General features: G+C 70.1%; 12 protein-coding genes. 9 read left to right on the top strand and 3 right to left on the bottom strand.

Going from position 1 to position 19,263, the window contains the following annotated elements; all coding sequences use genetic code 11:
- Positions 1 to 410 (bottom strand): sigma-70 family RNA polymerase sigma factor (locus RMP09_RS10570; protein WP_310565943.1); only part of this gene is annotated, 410 nt, incomplete at its 3' end.
- A 400-nt stretch (positions 411 to 810) separates the two neighbouring features.
- Here RMP09_RS10570 and RMP09_RS10565 point away from each other — a divergent pair.
- From RMP09_RS10565 to RMP09_RS10540, 6 genes are read left to right on the top strand one after another with little or no spacing between them, the layout of a single operon-like run.
- Positions 811 to 2,775: a TonB-dependent receptor plug domain-containing protein gene (locus RMP09_RS10565; RefSeq protein WP_310565942.1), complete on the top strand. Its 1,965-nt coding sequence runs from the start codon at positions 811 to 813 to the stop codon at positions 2,773 to 2,775.
- A complete protein-coding gene (locus tag RMP09_RS10560; protein WP_310565941.1) occupies positions 2,775 to 3,335 on the top strand; it encodes a YfiR family protein in 561 nt (186 codons plus the stop codon). The genes RMP09_RS10565 and RMP09_RS10560 overlap by 1 nt, the downstream gene beginning before the upstream one ends.
- Positions 3,332 to 5,317 carry a TonB-dependent receptor domain-containing protein gene (locus tag RMP09_RS10555; RefSeq protein WP_310565940.1) on the top strand — a complete coding sequence of 662 codons (1,986 nt, stop codon included), beginning with the start codon at positions 3,332 to 3,334 and terminating at the stop codon, positions 5,315 to 5,317. Before RMP09_RS10560 ends, RMP09_RS10555 begins: the two co-directional genes overlap by 4 nt.
- Positions 5,318 to 5,319: 2 nt before the next feature.
- Positions 5,320 to 7,629 carry an ATP-binding protein gene (locus RMP09_RS10550; RefSeq protein ID WP_310565939.1) on the top strand — a complete coding sequence of 770 codons (2,310 nt, stop codon included), beginning with the start codon at positions 5,320 to 5,322 and terminating at the stop codon, positions 7,627 to 7,629.
- Complete coding sequence (locus RMP09_RS10545) at positions 7,626 to 8,015, top strand: response regulator (protein ID WP_310565938.1); 390 nt, start codon at positions 7,626 to 7,628, stop codon at positions 8,013 to 8,015. The genes RMP09_RS10550 and RMP09_RS10545 overlap by 4 nt, the downstream gene beginning before the upstream one ends.
- Entirely contained in the window at positions 8,008 to 12,093 is a 4,086-nt protein-coding gene (locus RMP09_RS10540; protein WP_310565937.1) for a response regulator, read from the top strand. The genes RMP09_RS10545 and RMP09_RS10540 overlap by 8 nt, the downstream gene beginning before the upstream one ends.
- A gap of 193 nt (positions 12,094 to 12,286) precedes the next feature.
- On the opposite strand, the gene RMP09_RS10535 is transcribed toward RMP09_RS10540, so the two are convergent.
- Both RMP09_RS10535 and RMP09_RS10530 read right to left on the bottom strand, forming a co-directional pair.
- Positions 12,287 to 13,864 (bottom strand): benzoate-CoA ligase family protein, encoded by a 1,578-nt coding sequence (locus RMP09_RS10535; protein ID WP_310565936.1) that lies wholly within the window; start codon positions 13,862 to 13,864, stop codon positions 12,287 to 12,289.
- 116 nt (positions 13,865 to 13,980) lie between these two features.
- A complete protein-coding gene (locus RMP09_RS10530; RefSeq protein ID WP_310565935.1) occupies positions 13,981 to 15,564 on the bottom strand; it encodes a 3,4-dehydroadipyl-CoA semialdehyde dehydrogenase in 1,584 nt (527 codons plus the stop codon).
- A gap of 176 nt (positions 15,565 to 15,740) precedes the next feature.
- Here RMP09_RS10530 and RMP09_RS10525 point away from each other — a divergent pair, with 176 nt between their 5' ends.
- The 3 genes from RMP09_RS10525 to boxB form a co-directional block, all read left to right on the top strand.
- Positions 15,741 to 16,670, top strand: a complete 930-nt coding sequence (locus RMP09_RS10525; RefSeq protein WP_310565934.1) for a helix-turn-helix transcriptional regulator — start codon at positions 15,741 to 15,743, stop codon at positions 16,668 to 16,670.
- Positions 16,671 to 16,807: 137 nt separating this feature from the next.
- On the top strand, positions 16,808 to 18,469 hold the full coding sequence (gene boxC / locus RMP09_RS10520; RefSeq protein WP_310565933.1) for a 2,3-epoxybenzoyl-CoA dihydrolase: 1,662 nt from the start codon (positions 16,808 to 16,810) through the stop codon (positions 18,467 to 18,469).
- 39 nt (positions 18,470 to 18,508) lie between these two features.
- A partial coding sequence (boxB, locus tag RMP09_RS10515) for a benzoyl-CoA 2,3-epoxidase subunit BoxB (protein ID WP_310565932.1) occupies positions 18,509 to 19,263 on the top strand: 755 nt, incomplete at its 3' end.

Here is a 19,263-nt window from a genome sequence, read left to right as displayed (position 1 = left end):
AGGATGTACTCGTGGATCTCGGCCTTGATCCAGTGCATGGCGTAGCTCACCAGGCGCACGCCCTGGTCGGGGTCGAAGCGCTTGACGGCCTTCATCAGGCCCACGTTGCCCTCCTGGATCAGGTCGCCGTGCGGCAGGCCGTAGCCCAGGTACTGGCGGGCGATGGACACCACCAGGCGCAGGTGCGACATCACCAGCTGGCCGGCGGCTTCCAGATCGTTGTGCTCGCGCAGGCGGCGGGCGGCGCTCTGTTCTTCTTCCAGCGTCAGCAGCGGCATGCGGTTGACGGCCGAGATGTACGCGTCCAGGTTGCCCAGGGCGGGCAGGGTCAGCGAACGGCTCGCCCACGGGCTGGCCACGGCCAGGCTGGCGGCTGGCAAATCGGTGGGAGCAAGCAGTGCGGTCGACATGGATGGAACCCTCCTGTAGATGGTCTGGAATCGATGTTAGCACTCCCTGAGAGAGAGTGCTAAACGAAAGGTTCCCGCGCCGGTCGGCGGCGCCGGCGCCCACCGGGTTCCGGTCATTCCGGGTCATGTGCAGTGGAAGGTGTTCATGTTTTGATGTGAGTGAACACTTTCTTTTCATTCTCCTGTGGGCTCTGTTTTCACATTCCGTCACATCTGCGCCGCGGGCGCGGGCAGGCCAGGCGCTGGCCTGTGTCGGATCGCACGGCACCGGGCGGCGGGGCTCAGGTTTTGGCGGGCAGAGCCGATAACACCAACACACAACGTTGTCCCGTTTGCCGAAGAGGCCCGCCCCCTGCTGGCGGGTTCACCCCCGATGCCGCTCCTGTTTTCCCAACCCCTGTTGACCGCTTTACGCCGCCTGGTCGGCCCGCGCTGGCTGTGCGGTGGCCTGCTGGGCATGGTGGCTTCCACCGCCCCGGCCTGGGCGGAGCAGGACCTGACCGCCATGAGCCTGGAACAGCTGATGGACATCCCGGTGATGGGCGCGTCCAAGTACGCCCAGCCGCAGCACGCGGTGGCGGCGTCGGTGAGCGTCATCACCCGCGACGACATCCGCACCTTTGGCTGGCGCACCCTGGGCGAGGCCCTGGCCAGCCTGCCGGGCTTTCACACCACCTACGACCGCCAGTACACCTACGTCGGCACGCGCGGGCTGGGCATTCCCGACGACTACAACACCCGGCTGCTGATCACCCTGAACGGCAACCGCCTGAACGAGCCCACCTACGACAGCGTGATGGCGGGCCACGAATTCCCGCTCGACCAGGACCTGATCGAGCGCATCGAGGTCATTCCCGGCCCGGGCGGGGCGGTCTACGGGCAGAACGCGCTGTTCGGCGTGATCAACGTGGTCACCCGCGACGGCGCCGGCCTGAACGGCACCGAGGTGGCCCTCGGCTGGCAGTCGCCCCAGGGCCAGCGCCAGGTCCGCCTGAGCCATGGCCGCGTGCTGGACAACGGGGTGGACCTGCTGCTGTCCGGCTCGGCGCTGCGCGCGCGCGGCGAAGACCGCTTCTACGACTACGGCGCCGGGGGCGCCGGTGTGGCCGCCGGGCTGGACGGCGAGCGCGCCGACCAGCTGTTCCTGCGCCTTGCGCGCGGGCCCTGGTCGTTCGACCTGGCCTACGGCGACCGCTACAAGGGCGACCCCACGGCCGCCTTCCTGGCCGATCCGCTGGTGCCGGGGCAGCACATCCGGGACAGTTACCTGTCGACCCAGCTGCAGTACGAGGACCACTTCGCCGACCAGACCCAGCACCTGCTGGCGCGGGTGTTCGCGGGGGAGTACCGGTACGACAGTTTCGCGACCTGGGGCGGCGAGGCGTACCGCGGTACCGCCGCCAGCGCGTCGCGCGGGATCGAGCTGCGCTGGCTCAACACCGCCTGGGCGGCGCACACATTCATGCTGGGGCTGGAGCTGCAGGACAACCCGCGCCAGGACCGGGTCTCGATCCTGGACGACCCGGCGGACAACCGCTACCGGCTGGCCCGTGGCTGGCGCGCCGGCCTGTACGCGCAGGACGAATGGCGCCTTTCGGACACCCTGGTCGCCACGCTGGGCCTGCGCACCGACCGCAACAACGTGGGCGGCACCCGCCTGAGCCCGCGTGCGGCGCTGATCTGGCAGGCCTCGCCGGCCTCCACCGCCAAGCTGCTGTTCGGGCGCGCCCACCGCACGCCCAATGTCTACGAGCAGGAGTGGGACCAGAGCGGCGGCCAGTACCCGACGCCGCTGCCCGCCATCGACGACGAACGCATCGAGACCACCGAACTGGTGCTGGACCACCGCCCGGCGCCCGACCTGGCGCTGCGCGCCTCGGTGTACCAGTGGTCGCTGCGCGACATGGTGGTCTGGAGCAGCCCCGACGATCGGTACGTGTCCGGGCCGCCGGTGCGCGCGCGCGGCGCCGAGGTCTCGGCCGACCGGCGCTGGCCGTCGGGTGTGCGGCTGCGCGCCAGCGTGTCGCTGCAAGACGCGCAGATGCAGGGCCAGCGGCTGGTCAATTCGCCCCAGTGGCTGGGCAAGCTGCACTGGGCCGCGCCGCTGCCCGGCGGTGCTCGCATCGGGTTGGAATGGCTGGCCGAGAGCCGCCGCGACACCGTGGACGGCGGCCATGTGGCGGGCCATGCCCTCACCAACCTGACCCTGAGCTCGCGGCGCTGGCTGCCCGGGGTGCGGGTGTCGCTGGGCATCTACAACCTGCTGGACAAACGCTACCGCCAGCCCATCGGCACCGACAACTGGACCACCTCACTGGCGCAGGACGGCCGCAGCGTGCGCCTGAAGCTGGAGGCGCGTTTCTGATGGCGCGTTGTCTCTCTTTCCTGCGCGTGTGGCGGCCCGCCGCCGGCCTGCTGAGCTTCGTCTGTGCGCTGGGGTGGGCCCTGGCCGCACCGGCGGCGCAGTCCCAGACGGCCAGCGAAGCCGCGGTCAAGGCCGGCTTTGTCTACAACTTCATCAAGTTCACGCAGTGGCCAAGCCCGCGCGAGGGCGCGCCCATCCACCTGTGCGCTGCGGCGGCCCAGCCGCTGGACGGGCAGCTGTCCCTGCTCGAAGGCCGCAGCGTTGGCGGCCATGTGATCGACGTGCGCCTGGCCGTGCCGGTGGCCGACTGGCGTCATTGCGACGTGCTGTTTCTGGGCGAAGGCGATACCGACCGCCTGCCCCTGTTGCCGCTGCGCTCGGCCGGCGCCCCGGTGCTCACCGTGGGCGATCTGCCCGGCTTCGTCTCTGCGGGCGGCATGATCGGCCTGCGCGTGGACGCCAGCCGGGTGCGCTTCGACGTCAACCTCGGCAGCGCCCAGCAGGTCGGCCTGGTGCTCAACAGCCAGATGCTCAAGCTGGCCGGCAAGGTCGTGCCATGAGGCGCGCTCAACACCCGGTGGCCTGGCGCCCCCTGGCCGTGGCCCTGGCGCTGGCCGCCAGCAGCGCGGCCTGGGCGCAGGGGGGCCCGGACCCCACGCGCCTGTCGCTCGAAGAGCTGATGTCCATCGAGGTCAGTTCCGCGGCCCGCAAGCCCCAGCCGCTGCTGGACACGGCCACCGCCATGCACGTGCTCAACCGCGACGACATCCGCCGCTCGGGCGCCAGCACGCTGCCCGAGTTGCTGCGCCTGGTGCCTGGCGTGCAGGTCTCGCGCATCGACGCCAGCCGCTACGCCATCAGCATCCGCGGGTTCGCCAGCCGCTACGCCGGCAAGCTGCTGGTGCTGCAGGACGGGCGCGCCCTGTTCTCACCGCTGTTCAACGGCACCTTCTGGGAAGCGCAGGACCGGGTGCTGGACGACATCGAGCGCATCGAGGTGATCCGCGGACCGGGCGGCACCATGTGGGGCGCGAATGCGTTCAACGGCGTCATCAACATCATCACCCGCCAGGCGCAGGACACCCAGGGCACCCTGGTGCAGACGCTCGCCGGCAGCGAAGAATCCGGTGTGGCGCTGCAGCACGGCGGCGCGCTGGGCGAGAACGGCCACTACCGCGCCTGGGCCAAGGCCGGCCACCACCGCGCCCTGCAGCAACCCGACGGGCAGGCCGCACACGACGCCCTGCACCAGCGGCGCGCGGGTTTTCGCATCGACCGGCAGCCCGACGCGCGCGACCGCGTGACGGTCCAGGGCGAGGTGCATGAGGTGCACGCCGACGTCATCGAGCTGGCCACCTCGCTGGCCACACCGGGCGCGCACTTCGCGCCCAGCACCCAGGTCGAGTCTGGCGCCCACCTGCTGCTGCGCTGGGAACGCACCGTCGGCCCGGACCACCACTGGCAGCTGCAGGCCTACGTGGACCGGATGCGGGCGCGAACCGATGCGCTGGACATGGCGGTGCAGACCGTGGACCTGGAGTTCCAGCAACGCCTGCGGCTGAACCCGGCGCACGAGCTGACCTGGGGCGCAGGCCTGCGGCATGTCAACGACCGCACGCGGGGCAGCTTCACCCTGAGCCTGGACCCGGCGGCCACCCACTCCCAGGTCCACAACGCCTTCGTGCAGGACGAGATCGCGCTCGGCGAGGCGGTGCACCTGACGCTGGGCAGCAAGTTCGAGCACAACGGCACCACCGGCCTGGAGACCCAGCCCGGCGCGCGCCTGCACTGGCGTGCCTCGCCCAGCGACAGTTTCTGGGCGGCGGTCTCGCGTGCGGTGGAAACACCCTCGCGCGCATCGCAGCACAGCCGGGTCCACTTCCGCGTGGAGCCGCCCGGTTCGCCGTTCAATCCGACGCCGTTCCCGATCGCGGTGGGCCTGCGGGGCAACCCCGGCGTGGTGTCGCAGGAACTGGTCGCGCGCGAGTTCGGCTACCGCGGCCTGTTCGGCCCCGACCTCTGCGTGGACCTGGCCGTGTTCCACAACCGCTACGACCGGCTGGTCGCGGTCGAGGGCCTGACGGGGGTCCCGGGCCAGCCCACCTACGGGTTTGCCAACGGACTGAGCGGCCACGCCTATGGGGTCGAGCTGTCCGGCGTCTGGCAGGTCGCCCCCACCTGGCGCCTGAGCGGCAGCGTGAGCACCCTGCGCATGAAGCTCGGGCCCCACCCGAACGACAGCGCGTTCGGAAAGCCCGGTGAGTCGCCGGGCCACATGGTGCAGCTGCATGCGCAGCACGATCTGGCGCACAACCTCGACTTCGATGCCCACCTCTACCGCCAGGGCCGGCTGCCGTTCGCGGCCATCCCCGCCCACACCCGCCTGGACCTGCGCCTGGGCTGGCGCGTGCGCCCGGGGCTGGAACTCGCGCTGACCGGGCACAACCTGCTGCAGCGCAGGCACACCGAGTTCACGGCCGCACACCTGCAGGCCAGCGACATCCCGCGCAGCTGGTCGCTGCAGTCGCACTGGAGGTTCTGACCATGGCCACCGGCCCATCGGGCACCCGAACCAGGGGCATGCTGAACTGGCGCGACTTCTCCATCGTGCACAAGCTCGGCCTGCTGCTGGCCTTCAACACCCTGACCGCGGTGCTGCTGATCGCCATCGTCTTCGGCGTCAGCAACGCCGTTGCCCGCTACCGCTGGACCCAGGAACAGCTGCACGTGCTGGCCCAGGTGGTGGGCGACAGCAGCCGCGCCGCGCTGGCTTTTGGCGACCGCGAAAGCGCCCGCCAGACCCTGGGCGCCCTGCGCGCCAATGAAGCGATCGACCAGGTGCGCCTGCTGGACGCGCAGGGCGCGCTGTTCGCCGAAGCGGGCATGTCCGGCCGCCACTCGCACGGCGGCAGCCCGTCCGAGCGCCTGGTCCACGCCGTGTTCCCGGCCGACCTGCGGGTGGTCCATGCGGTGCTCGAAGACGGGCGGGAGATCGGCCGGGTCGAGCTGCGGGCGCACCTGCTGCACCTGTGGCTGGACCTGCTGGAAAGCCAGGCCCTGATGGCGCTGCTGGCGCTGTTGCTGGCGTCGCTGGCGGTGACCTTCGGTTTTCGGCTGCGCCGCATCGTGACCGACCCCATCCTGGGGCTGGCCGAGGTCAGCACCCGCGTCTCGCGCGAGCAGGACTATTCGCTGCGCGCCGTCAAGGCCCACAACGACGAGGTGGGCGCCCTGGTGGACGACTTCAACCACATGCTGGCCGAAATCCAGATCCGCGACCACGAGCTGCGCATCGAACGCCAGTCGCTGCAGCAGCGCACCGCAGACATGCAGTTCGCGCGCGACGAGGCCGAGCGCGCCAGCCGCGTCAAGTCCGAATTCATCGCCACCGTCAGCCACGAATTGCGCACCCCGCTGACCGCCATCTCCGGGGCGCTGGGGCTGGTGTCCGCCGGCGTGGCGGGGGTGTTGCCGCCCAGGGTGGCCGAGATGGTGGGCATCGCCCTGAAGAACAGCCGGCGCCTGTCCTTCCTCATCAACGACCTGCTCGACATGGAAAAGCTGCTGGCCGGCAAGATGCACTTTGACCGCCATGTGCAGCCGCTGATGCCCCAGCTGGAGCAGTCGCTGGCCGACAACCAGACCTACGCGGCGCAGTTTGGCGTGCGCCTCGTGTTCGGCCAGCGCGCCGAGGCGCTGCAGGTCGAGGTGGATGCCCTGCGCCTGCAGCAGGTCATGGCCAACCTGCTGTCGAACGCGGCCAAGTTCTCGCCCGCCGGCAGCACGGTGGAAGTGAACGTGCTGCCCAGCGGCGGAACGGTGCGCGTGGTGGTGGCCGACCACGGGCCCGGCATCCCGCTGGCCTTCCAGCCGCACATCTTCCAGAAGTTCTCGCAGGCCGACGCCTCGGACACGCGGCAAAAGGGCGGCACCGGCCTGGGCCTGGCGATCTCGCGCGAGCTCATCGAGCACATGGGCGGCCGCATGGGCTTCGAGTCCACACCGGGGCAGGGCGCGCGCTTCTTCTTCGAACTGCCGGTCTGGACGGCGCCCATCTCGCAACCCGCGGCGCTGCCCCTCCCGCGCCCGGCCGGTCGCCGCCGCCGCCGCCGCCCGCACATCCTGATGGTCGAGCCCGACGCCGACGCGGCGCAGCTGCTGCGCCGCATCATCGAACGCGCCGGCTACCGCGTGGACGCCGCCCACACCGCTGCGCTGGCGCTGGAGCTGTCGCGGCAGAAACGCTACGCCGCCATCACGCTGGACCTGATGCTGCCCGACGTGGGCGGCACCGAATTCATCGCGCGCCTGCGCGGCCAGGAAGCCACCGCCCACACGCCGCTGCTGATCGTCTCGGCACGCATCGAAGAAGGGCGCCAGAGCCTGGACAGCGCCTGGCCCGACCTGCACTGGCTGGCCAAGCCGGTGGACCAGAGCCGCCTGCTGGCCGTGCTCGACCAGGTGGCGACCGAACACCGTGCGCCGCATGCCCGGGTGCTGCACGTCGAGGACGACGTGCAGCTGCACGAGGTGGTGCGTGCCATGGCCGGCGAGCGTTTCGACTTCGAACTGGCCACCACCTTGCGCGAGGCGCGCACCCGCGTGGCGCTGGAGCGTTTTGACGTGGTCATCCTCGATCCCGGCCTGCCCAGCGAATCGGGCTGGGATCTGTTGCCCGATCTGCAGGCCCGCCAGCCCGACACCCGCGTGGTCGTGCTCACCGGGGGCGACATCAGCGAGGCGCAGGCCCTTCAGGTCGACGCCGTCATCCACAAAGGCCACGTGACGCCGGACGAACTGCTCGACGCCATCGGTGGTCCCGATTTCAGTGAAACCGAACCCAGTCCCTTATGACGCCCCCACTGCAACGCATCCTCTGTGTGGAAGACGAACCCGACATCCAGGCCGTGGCGCGCATGGCGCTGGAGCTGGTGGGCGGCTTTGAAGTGCGCATCTGCTCCAGTGGCGACGCGGCCCTGCGCGAACTGCAGGTCTGGCGGCCCGACATGGTGCTGCTGGACGTGATGATGCCCGGCATGGACGGACCCAGCACCCTCAAGGCCCTGCGCGCGCTGCCCGGTCTGGCGCAGTTGCCGGTGGGCTTCATGACGGCCAAGGTGCAGCCCGGCGAGGTGGCGCAGTACAAGGCGATGGGCGCGCTGGACGTGATCGCCAAGCCCTTCGACCCGATGACGCTGCCCGACCAGTTGCGCAGCCTCTGGGAGCGCCACCATGCGTGAGCGCGCCGCGACCGTGGCCCCCGCGCCCCCCGGCCCCACCGAGGTGGCCGCCCTGCTGGCGGACCTGCGGCGGCGCTTCACCGACCAGCTGGGCCCGCGCCTGGACTCGGTGCGCCGGCAGCTGCAGCAGCTGCTGGCCGGAGACGGCGTGGTGGACCTCGAATCCCTGCACCGCGAAGTGCACGGCCTGACCGGTGGCGCCGGCACCTTTGGCCTGCCCGAGGTGTCGGCCGCCGCGCGCGGCCTGGAAGCCACGCTGGCGGCCCTGGTGCGCGGCGATGCGGTGCTGGACACCGCCCAGGCCCAGGCCATGGCGCAGGCGCTGGCCGCGCTGGAGCGCGCCGCCGCGGCGCCCCGCGCAGCGGGGGCCGGCGTGCCCGTGCCGCCCACCGCCGAGCCTTCGGCGGACGCCGTGGTCACGGTGCACCTGCTGCGCTGCGCGCTGCAGGGCGCCGATGGCGAAGACTGGTCGGCGCTGTCCGCCGCCGGTTACCGGGTGCAGGCGCACACCGATTTCGCGGCCCTGTGCCAGGCCTGGGCCCACACGCCCCCGCCGGTGCCGACCGTGCTGCTGCTGGACATGCACGACCCCGCCGTGGTGGAGCCCGCACTGGCACAGGTGCAGGCGCTGACCGCCGGACCCGCCCGCCCGGTGGTGGTGGCGGCCCTGCCGCACGACGACCTGGACCTGCGCCTGCGCGCCCTGCGCGCCGGGGTGCAGCGCACGCTGGCCCGCCCGCTGGAGCCCGAGCGCATGGTGGACGTGCTGGACACGCTCACCGGCCGCCGGCCGGCGCAGCCCTACCGCGTGCTGCTGGTGGACGACGAGCCGCTGCTGCTCGAAGCACAGGCCACCGTGCTGCGCGGCGCCGGCATGGAGGTGCACGCGCTCTCGGACCCGCTGCAGACGCTCGACATCCTCGAACGCCTGCGGCCCGACGTGCTGCTGCTGGACGTCTACATGCCCGAAGCCAGCGGCCCCGAGCTGGCGGCTGCGCTGCGCGAACGCGACGCCTGGCTCGACCTGCCGGTGATCTTCCTGTCGGCCGAGACCGACCTCACCCAGCAGCTGCTGGCGCTCAATCTCGGGGGCGACGACTTCCTGGTCAAGCCGGTGCAGCCCGATCACCTGGTGGCCGCCGTCACGGCGCGTGCGCGCCGGGCGCGCCAGGGCACGGCCCTGCGCCGGCACCTGCAGACCACGCTGTACGAACGCGAACGCGAACACATGGCGCTTGGGCAGCACGCCAGCGTGAGCTTTGCCGACCAGGCGGGCAACATCAGCTACGCCAACGAGCGCTTCTGCCAGAACAGCGGCTACAGCTTTGCCGAGCTGCAGGGGCACAACCACCGCATGCTCAAGTCCGGGGTGCATGCGCCCGAGTTCTACCAGGGCATCTGGTCCGCCATTGCCAGCGGGCAGGTCTGGCACGGTGAACTTTGCAGCCGCCGCAAGGACGGGAGCCTCTACTGGGTGGAATCGACCATCACCCCCTTCGTGGACCGCGAAGGCCGGGTGTACCAGTTCGTGTCCATCCAGACCGACATCAGCCACATCAAGGCCGCCGAGGCGGCCCTGCGCGCCCAGCGCGACATGCAGCGCGTCATCAGCCTCTCGGCCGCGGCCCTCATGGCCGTGCCGCTGGTGCGCACCCACGAAGCGATCGACCAGGCGCTGCAGGCCAGTGGCCTGCAGCTCGGCGCCGATCGCGCCCACCTCTACACCATCGCGCGCGACGGCCGGCGCTTCAACGGCGAACACGTGTGGTGCGCGCCGGGCATCACGCCCATGCCGGGCGACTTGCAGGACGTGGCACAGGAGCACATGCCCTGGCTGCTCGCCCATCTGAACCGCGACCTGGTGCTGTGCCTGCCCGACGTGCAGCAGCTGCCCCCGGCCGATGCGGCGCCGCAGGCCCTGCTGCAGCGCTGCGGCGTGCGCTCGCTGCTGGTGTTCGCCCTGCGGCACGAAGGGCGCCCCATCGGCTTCCTGGCCTACAGCCTGCAACACGCGCCGCGGCACTGGAGCGACGAGGACATCGCGCTGCTCAAGGTGCTGCGCGACGTGATCGGCAGCGCCCTGGTGCGCACCTGGGCCGACGCCGCGCTGCGCCGCAGCGAAGCGCGCCTGCACTTTCTGGTCGCCTCCAGCCCGGTGACCATCTTCACCGCCGAGGCCCGGCACCCCTGGGCGCTGCGCTACGTCAGCCCCAACGTGCAACAGCTCATGGGCCACGCGTCCGAGGCCTTTACGCGGGAGGCTGGCCTGTTCGCACGGCTGGTGCACCCGGACGACTGCGAACGCGTGGCGCGCGAACGCCCGGACGTGCTGGTGCAGGGCGATGCGCTGATCGAATTCCGCCTGCGCATGCACGACGGCCGCTACCGCTGGCTGCACGAGCAGTCGCGCCTGGTGCGCGACGAGGCCGGCCAGCCGCTGGAAATCATCGGCTACTGGATGGACATCACCGAGCGCAAGCTGATCGAGGCCGAGCTCTCGCGCTTCAACCAGGAGCTGGAGCAGCGCGTGGCCGAGCAGACGCGCAACGTCATCGAGAGCGAACGCCTGGCCCAGGCCACGCTGGACGCGCTGAGCGCGCGCGTGGTCATCCTCGACGCGCAGGGCGACATCGTGGCCGCCAACCAGGCCTGGCGCGACTTCGGGGGTGGCCGCTCGACCGGTGACATCCGCAATTACCTGGACTACTGCGCGACCGGCGCGGGCACGGGCAACACCCAGTTCCTGGCGCCGCTGGTGGGCGGCATCCGCTCCGTCATGGACGGCACGGCGCGCAGCTTCGAGCACGAATACAGCGCGCCGATCGGCGGCGACACGCACTGGTTCGTCTGCCGCGTCGAACGCTTTGGCGCCGCCGACGACCCGCGCGTGGTGGTCTCGCACGAAGACATCACCGCCATGAAGCGGGCCGAACGCCAGCAACTGCGGTCGCAGCGCCTGGAGAGCCTGGGCACCCTGGCCGGTGGTGTCGCGCACGACCTGAACAACGCGCTGGCCCCGGTGCTCATGGGCATGAGCATCCTCAAGGAGCAGTACCCCGAAGAGTCCAAGCTGTTCGAGATGATCCAGGGCAGCGCCCAGCGCGGGGCCGACATGGTGCGCCAGCTGCTGACCTTCGCCAAAGGCGTGGAAGGCGAGCGCGTGCCGGTGCGTCCCCAGCCCATGCTGGACGAGCTCGAACGGCTCATGAAGGGCAGTTTTCCCAAGAACATCCAGCTGCGGGTGGCCTGCGACGACGGCCTGCCCCCGGTGCTGGGCGACCCGACGCAGCTGCACCAGGTGCTGCTGAACCTGTGCGTCAACGCCCGCGACGCCATGCCCGGTGGCGGCACGCTGGGGCTCAGGGCCAAGGTGGTGGTGCTGGACGACGTCTATGCCCGCTCCATCCCCGACGCCCGGCCCGGGCGCTACGTGGCGCTGCGCGTGAGCGACACCGGCAGCGGCATCCCGCCCGAGATCCTGGACCGCATCTTCGACCCCTTCTTCACCACCAAGGCGGCGGACAAGGGCACCGGCCTGGGCCTGTCCACGGTGCTGGGCATCGTGCGGGCGCACGGCGGTTTCGTGCAGGTGTATTCACAGCTCGCGCAGGGGACGATGTTCACCGTCTGCCTGCCGGTGGCGGCGAACGACGTGGGCGACGTGCGCGACAGCGTCCCCTTTGCCGAGTCGGTGATCGGCGAGATCGGGCACGGCGAGACCATCCTGTTCGTGGACGACGAGCCGGCGGTGCGCGAAGTCGGCCGCACGGTGCTGGAACGCCTGAAATTCAAACCGGTGCTGGCCACCGACGGGGCCGACGCCCTGCTCAAGACCGCGGCCCACCAAGCGCAGCTGCGCGCCGTCATCACCGACCTGCACATGCCGCAGATGGACGGCCTGGCCTTCGTCATCGCGTTGCGCCGCATGCTGCCCGAGGTGCCGGTCATCGTGGCCAGCGGCCGGGTGGACGAAGCGGCGGCGGCCGAACTGCAGCGCCTGGGCGTCACGCGCCGGCTGGACAAACCCTTCACCCAGGAGCAGCTGGCGCGTGCGCTCCGGGCCGTGCTCGGCGGCTGAGAGGCTGAGAGGCAATCGGTCATGCCCGCCTTGACACCCCAAACCACCGCCGGCTGCGTTGCAAATGCGCGCCGTAGCCCGAGCGACGGCTGTGCTTTGCGCCTTGCCGGCAGCGCTTTGGGGTGCCCTTTCGGGCACGCCCCATTCCCTCTCAGCCTCTGAGGCGGCGCGGGAGAAACGTCCGCGTCGCGCCTCAGCGCCGCACGAACTGGCGCTGGGTTTCCAGTTCGCGCAGCTTGAAGCGCTGGATCTTGCCGGTGGCCGTTTTGGGCAGCTCGGCCACGAACTCGATGAAGCGCGGGTACTTGTAGGGCGCCAGCTTTTCCTTCACGAAGGCCTGCAGCTCGGCCTCGGTCGCCTGCGCGCCGCTCTTGAGCACCACATAGGCCTTGGTCTTGGTCAGGCCGTCGTCGTCGGTCTTGCCGATCACCGCCGCCTCCAGCACCGCGGTGTGCTGCACCAGCGTGGCCTCCACCTCGAAGGGGCTGACGTAGATGCCGCTGACCTTGAGCATGTCGTCGTTGCGGCCGGCGTAGGTGTAGTAGCCGTCGGGGTCGCGGGTGTACTTGTCGCCGCTCTTGGCCCACGGGCCCTGGAAGGTGTCGCGCGATTTGGCGCGGTTGTTCCAGTACATCAGGGCCGCGCTGGGCCCCTGGATGTAGAGGTCGCCGATCAGGTTGTGGCCGGTGATCACGCTGCCGTCTTCGTCGCGCAGCTGCACCTCGTAGCCCGGCACCGGCTTGCCGGTGCTGCCGTAGCGCACGTCGCCCGGCCGGTTGGACAGGAAGATGTGCAGCATCTCGGTGCTGCCGATGCCGTCGATGATTTCGCAGCCGAAGTGGGCCGTCCAGCGTTCGCCGATGTCGCGTGGCAGCGCCTCGCCGGCCGACGAACACAGGCGCAGCGCCACCGCGCTTTGGGCGGGCAGGTCGGGCGCGGCCAGCATGCCGCCGTAGCCGGTGGGCGCGCCGCAGAAGACGGTGGGCCGGTGCGCGGTCATGCGTTTGAAGCAGGCCTGCGGCGTGGGCCGCTCGGCCATCAGCACCACACTGGCACCGACCGAGAGCGGGAACGACAGGGCGTTGCCCAGGCCGTAGGCGAAGAACAGCTTGGCGGCCGAGAACACCACGTCGCTTTCACGCAGGCCCAGCACGCCTTTGCCGTACAGCTCGGCCGTCCAGTAGAGGTTGGCCTGGGTGTGCACCGTGCCCTTGGGCGCGCCGGTGGAGCCGCTGGAATAGAGCCAGAAGGCCGGCTCGTCGCCGTGTGTGTCGGCGCCCGTGCCCGGCGCCGCGGCGGCCACCCACTGCGCCCAGTCGTGTGCGCCGGCCGGCAGGTCCTGCCCGCGCGAGACGATCAGGTGCCGCACCTCGTGCGGGGTGCCGTCCATGGCGGTCTGCAGCGTGGGCAGCAGCGGGCCCGAGACCAGCGCCGCCTGCGCCCGGCTGTCGGCCAGCATGTAGGCGTAGTCCTTGGCGGTCAGCAGGGTGTTCACGCACACCGGCACCACGCCCGCGTGCAGCGCGCCCAGGAAGCTCACCACCCAGTCGCTGCAGTCGTGCATGAGCAGCAGCACCCGGTCCTCGCGCCGCAGGCCCAGCCCGGTGAGCGCGGCCGAACAGCGCTGCACCTGCTCGGCCAGCTGGCCGTAGGTGAGCACGCCCGCGTCGTCGATCAGCGCCGTCTTGTCCGGCCGCCCGGCGTTGAGCGCGATCAGGTGGCGTGCGAAGTTGAAGCGCTCGGGCGGGGCGGCGGTTTCGGTGTGGCTCATGGTTGTCTCCTTCGTTGTTTTGCTGCAGCCGTTCGCCCTGAGCTTGTCGAAGGGCATGTGCGGTGTGGCCCGCGAGGGCTTCGACAAGCTCAGCCCGAACGGAGGTCTGGGGCCGATCAGGGTTTGAACGGTACGCCTTGAGCCGCCAGCGCGTCCAGCGCTGCGCTGCTGGCCTGCACGGCCGTGCGGCGGTGGTAGAAGCCCAGCGCGCGCAGGCCGCCCAGCTCTTCGCCGCCGCCCGCGCGGCCGGGGCCGCCGTGTTGGCTCATGGGCATCACGTTGCCGTGGCCGGTCTGGCTGGCGGTCACGTCGGGGCTGATGGCGTGCACGCGGCCGTGGCTGTCGGCCAGCTCGGCCGCGGCGCGGGCGATGAAGGCCGGGTCTTCGCTGTAGACCGAGGCCACCAGCGAACCTTCGCCGCGGCGGATCAGGTCATACGCTTGGGCTTCGCTGTCGTAGGGCATGAGGGTGGCGACGGGCCCGAACACCTCGACTTCGTGCAACAGCTTCGCGCCCACCGGGTCTTGCGTGCCCAGCAGCACCGGCGCCACGCAGGCGGCCACGGCCGGGTCGGCGTCCACCAGCGCAGCGCCGCTGCCGTCGTACAGCAGCTCGGCTTCGGTCTTCAGGTGAGCGATGCCGGCCAGCACGTGGTCGTACTGTTCGCGGCTGACCAGCGCGCCCATGCGCGTGGCCTCGTTGCGCGGGTTGCCCACGGTGGTTTTGGCCAGCCGTGCGCCAATGGCCTGCGCGGTGGCGGCGTACAGCGCGCGCGGCACAAACACGCGGCGGATCGCGGTGCACTTCTGCCCGCTCTTCACGGTCATCTCGCGCACCACTTCTTTGACCAGCAGGTTGAAGGCTTCGCCGCCTTCGGTGGCCGCCGGGTCCAGCAGGGCGCTGTTGAGGCTGTCGGCCTCAATGTTGCAGCGCACCGAACGCTGCGCCACGGCCGGGTGGCAACGGATGAGGCGCGCCGTCTCGGCCGAGCCGGTGAAGCTCACCACGTCAAACGGCTGCAGCTGGTCCATCAGCCCGGCCGACGAGCCGCAGATGACCGACAGGGCGCCGGCGGGCAGCACGCCGGCCTTGACCACGTCTTCCACCATGCGCTGGGTCAGCCAGGCGGTGGCGGTCGCGGGTTTCACGATCACCGGCACGCCTGAGAGCAGGGCCGGCGCGGCCTTTTCCCACAGGCCCCAGCTGGGGAAGTTGAAGGCGTTGATGAACAGCGCCACGCCGCGCGTGGGGTTCAGCACGTGCTGGGTCTGGAACAGCGGGTCCTTGCCCATGCGGGTGCGCTCGCCGTCCAGCAGCAGCTTCGCGTCGCCCAGGGCCTCGCCCTGCTTGGCGTAGTAGCCCAGGGTGAAGATGCCACCGTCGATGTCCACCGCCGAATCGTTCTTGACGGTGCCGCAGTTGCGGGTGGCGATGTCGTAGTAGGCGTCGCGGTTGGCCTGCAGCACCTTCACCACCTCGCCCAGCAGGGCCGCGCGCTGGCGGTAGCTCAGCGCGCGCAGCGCGGCGCCGCCGTGTTCGCGGGCGAAGGCAAAGCCTTCGGCGAGCTGAAGGCCGGTGTTGTCCACGCGGACCAGGGCCTCGCCCGTCACCGGGTCCAGCAGGGTGGTGCCGCGGCCGGTGCCGGTCTGCCAGCGACCGGCCAGAAAGTTGGGGAGCAGGGGCGTGTCTTGGGCGGTCATGGGCGGTGGAAAGATGCAGCGGTTTGCGTAAACGCCGTGGTGGCGGCGGGGGAATGACGGTATAAATGCACTATCTTGCGTCCCGGTCAGTATGCAGTAAAGTGCATGTTTGTGGGGGCGCCAAAGCCTAGGGTTTTCCCCGGGCCGCCACCGGACCAGACGAAAGGCGCGCACCCATGGTTGCCACCGACTCCCTCATTGCCCCGTTGCCCACCCCCGCCGACGATGCCGAAGAACGCCACCCGTTTCTGGTGGCGCTGGGCGAGCGGGTGCGCAGCCTGCGTTCGCGCAAGGGCATGACGCGCAAGGCCGTGGCCATCGCGGCCGACGTGTCCGAACGCCACCTGGCCAACCTCGAATACGGCACCGGCAACGCCTCCATCCTGGTGCTGCTGCAGGTGGCGCAGGCGCTGCACTGCTCGCTGGCCGAACTGATCGGTGACGTGAGCACTTCCTCGCCCGAATGGCTGCTGATCCGCGAGCTGCTGCAAGGCCGCAACGAGGCCGACCTGCGCCGCGCCCGCCTGCAACTGGCCGAGCTGCTGGGGTCCAGCGGCGGGGTGGACACGCAGGGCCGGCTGGCGCGTGTGGCGCTGATCGGCCTGCGCGGGGCGGGCAAGTCCACGCTGGGCCAGCGCCTGGCCGACGACCTGGGTTTTCCGTTCATCGAGCTGAGCCGCCAGATCGAGCAGTTCGCCGGTTGCAGCATCAGCGAGATCCACAACCTGTACGGCGCCAACGCCTACCGCCGCTACGAGCGCCGCGCGCTTGAAGAAGCGATCCAGATCTACCCCGAGGTGGTGATCGCCACGCCCGGCGGCCTGGTGGCCGATTCGGCCAACTTCAACCTGCTGCTGCAGCACTGCACCACCGTCTGGCTGCAGGCCGATGCGACCGACCACATGGGCCGGGTGGCGGCGCAGGGCGACATGCGCCCCATGGCCGCCAGCCGCGAGGCGATGGAAGATTTGAAGCGCATCCTCGAAGGGCGCGCGGCCTTCTACTCCAAGGCCGACCTGGCCTTCAACACCAGCGCCCAGCCGCTGGAAGACAGCTTCGTGAAGCTGCGGCGCGAGGTGCGGCAGCTGCTCAAGCTGCCCGCCTGAACCGAAGGGCTCGGGTAAACACCGAGCAACATGCAGTAAATTGCATTTGACTGCGCCTGAAAGCATGCACTATTATTCACATCACTGTGCATTCCAGTGCATCTGCCCGCCCGGCCCCGACTCCAGGAGACAACACCATGACCGCCACCGCCCCCCGCGTCGACTATCAGACCCACCCCTCGCGCTACCAGCACGTGCGGCTCGCCTTTGACGGCGCGGTGGCCACCTTGTCGCTGGCCATCAACGAAGACGCCGGCATCCGCCCCGGTTACAAGCTCAAGCTCAACAGCTACGACCTGGGCGTGGACATCGAGCTGCACGACGCGCTGCAGCGCATCCGCTTCGAGCACCCGGAAGTGCGCACCGTGGTGGTCACCAGCCTGAAGGACCGGGTGTTCTGCTCGGGCGCCAACATCTTCATGCTGGGCCTGTCGACCCACGGCTGGAAGGTCAACTTCTGCAAGTTCACCAACGAGACCCGCAACGGCATCGAGGACAGCAGCCAGCACAGCGGTCTGAAGTTCGTCGCCGCGCTCAACGGCGCCTGCGCCGGTGGTGGCTACGAGCTGGCCCTGGCCTGCGATGAAATCGTGCTGGTGGACGACCGCAGCAGCGCCGTCAGCCTGCCCGAGGTGCCGCTGCTGGGCGTGCTGCCCGGCACCGGCGGCCTGACCCGCGTGACCGACAAGCGCCACGTGCGCCACGACTTGGCCGACATCTTCTGCACCAGCGTCGAAGGCGCGCGCGGCCAGAAAGCGGTGGACTGGCGCCTGGTGGACGCGATCGCCAAGCCGGCCGTGTTCCAGCAGGCGGTGCGCGAGCGCGCCGAGCGCCTGGCCGCCGGCAGCACCCGCCCGGCCGGTGCCCAGGGCGTGGAACTGACCCCGCTGAACCGAACGATCGACTCCGACCGCCTGAGCTACACGAACGTCACGGTCGAGATCGACCGCGCCAAGCGCGTCGCCACCTTCACCGTGAAGGCCCCGCAAGGCGCGCAGCCGACCGACATCGCCGGCATCGAAGCCGCGGGCGCCAACTGGTACCCGCTGCAGATGGTGCGCGAGCTGGACGACGCCATCCTGCACCTGCGCACCAACGAGCTGGAGATCGGCACCTGGCTGCTCAAGACCGAAGGCGATGCGGCTGCCGTGCTGGCCAACGACGCGCTGATGCTCGCAAACAAAGGCCACTGGTTCGTCAACGAAACCATCGGCCACCTGCGCCGCACGCTGGCGCGGCTGGACGTGTCCTCGCGCTCGCTGTTCGCGCTGATCGAGCCGGGCTCGTGCTTCGCCGGCACGCTGGCCGAGCTGGCCTTCTGCGCCGACCGCGCCTACCAGCTGGTGCTGCCCGACGAGCCGGAAAAACAGCCCACGCTGACGCTCAGCGAGATGAACTTCGGCTTCTTCCCCATGGTCAACGACCAGAGCCGCCTGCAGCGCCGCTTCTACGAAGAGGTGCCCGCGATGGAAGCCGCGCGCGCCGCCATCGGCCAGGCGCTCGACGGCGACGCCGCCGTGAAGCTGGGTCTGGTCACCGCCGCGCCCGACGACATCGACTGGGCCGACGAGATCCGCCTGATGCTGGAAGAGCGCGCCGCCATGTCGCCCGACGCGCTGACCGGCCTCGAAGCCAACCTGCGGTTTGCGCAGAAGGAAAACATGGCCACCCGCATCTTCGGCCGCCTGACCGCCTGGCAGAACTGGATCTTCCAGCGCCCCAACGCCGTCGGCGAAAAGGGTGCGCTGAAGGTCTATGGCAAGGGCGAAAAAGCCGCCTTTGACTGGAATCGCGTTTAAGCCGTCCCACCGATCAACCCCACCCGCAGGAGACCCGTCATGTCCAGCATCGATTACAGCCAGAAGATCCCCAACAACGTCAACCTCAGCGAAGACCGCACGCTGCAGCGCGCGCTGGAACACTGGCAGCCGAACTACCTGCAGTGGTGGCAGGACATGGGCCCGGACGGTTCGCAGAACTTCGACGTCTACCTGCGCACGGCGGTCAGCGTCGACCCGCAGGGCTGGGCGCAGTTTGGCCACGTCAAGATGCCCGACTACCGCTGGGGCATCTTCCTCAACCCGGCCGAGCAGGACCGCAAGATCCACTTCGGTGACCACAAGGGCGAAGCCGCCTGGCAGGACATCCCCGGCGAACACCGCGCCAACCTGCGCCGCATCATCGTGACGCAGGGCGACACCGAGCCGGCGTCGGTCGAGCAGCAGCGCCACCTGGGCCTGACCTGCCCCAGCCAGTACGACCTGCGCAACCTGTTCCAGGTCAACGTCGAAGAAGGTCGCCACCTCTGGGCCATGGTCTACCTGCTGCACAAGTACTTCGGCAAGGACGGCCGCGAAGAAGCCGAAGCCCTGCTCGAACGCAACAGCGGCAACGCCGACAACCCGCGCATCCTGCAGGCCTTCAACGAGAAGACGCCCGACTGGCTGAGCTTCTTCATGTTCACCTACTTCACCGACCGCGACGGCAAGTTCCAGCTCTGCGCCCTGGCCGAGTCCAGCTTCGACCCGCTGGCCCGCACCACCAAGTTCATGCTGACCGAAGAGGCGCACCACATGTTCGTGGGCGAGTCCGG

This window comes from Hydrogenophaga sp. (assembly GCF_031426985.1).
In the GTDB taxonomy this organism is placed as follows: Bacteria; Pseudomonadota; Gammaproteobacteria; order Burkholderiales; family Burkholderiaceae_C; genus Hydrogenophaga.
This window is presented reverse-complemented; position numbering and strand designations above follow the sequence as displayed.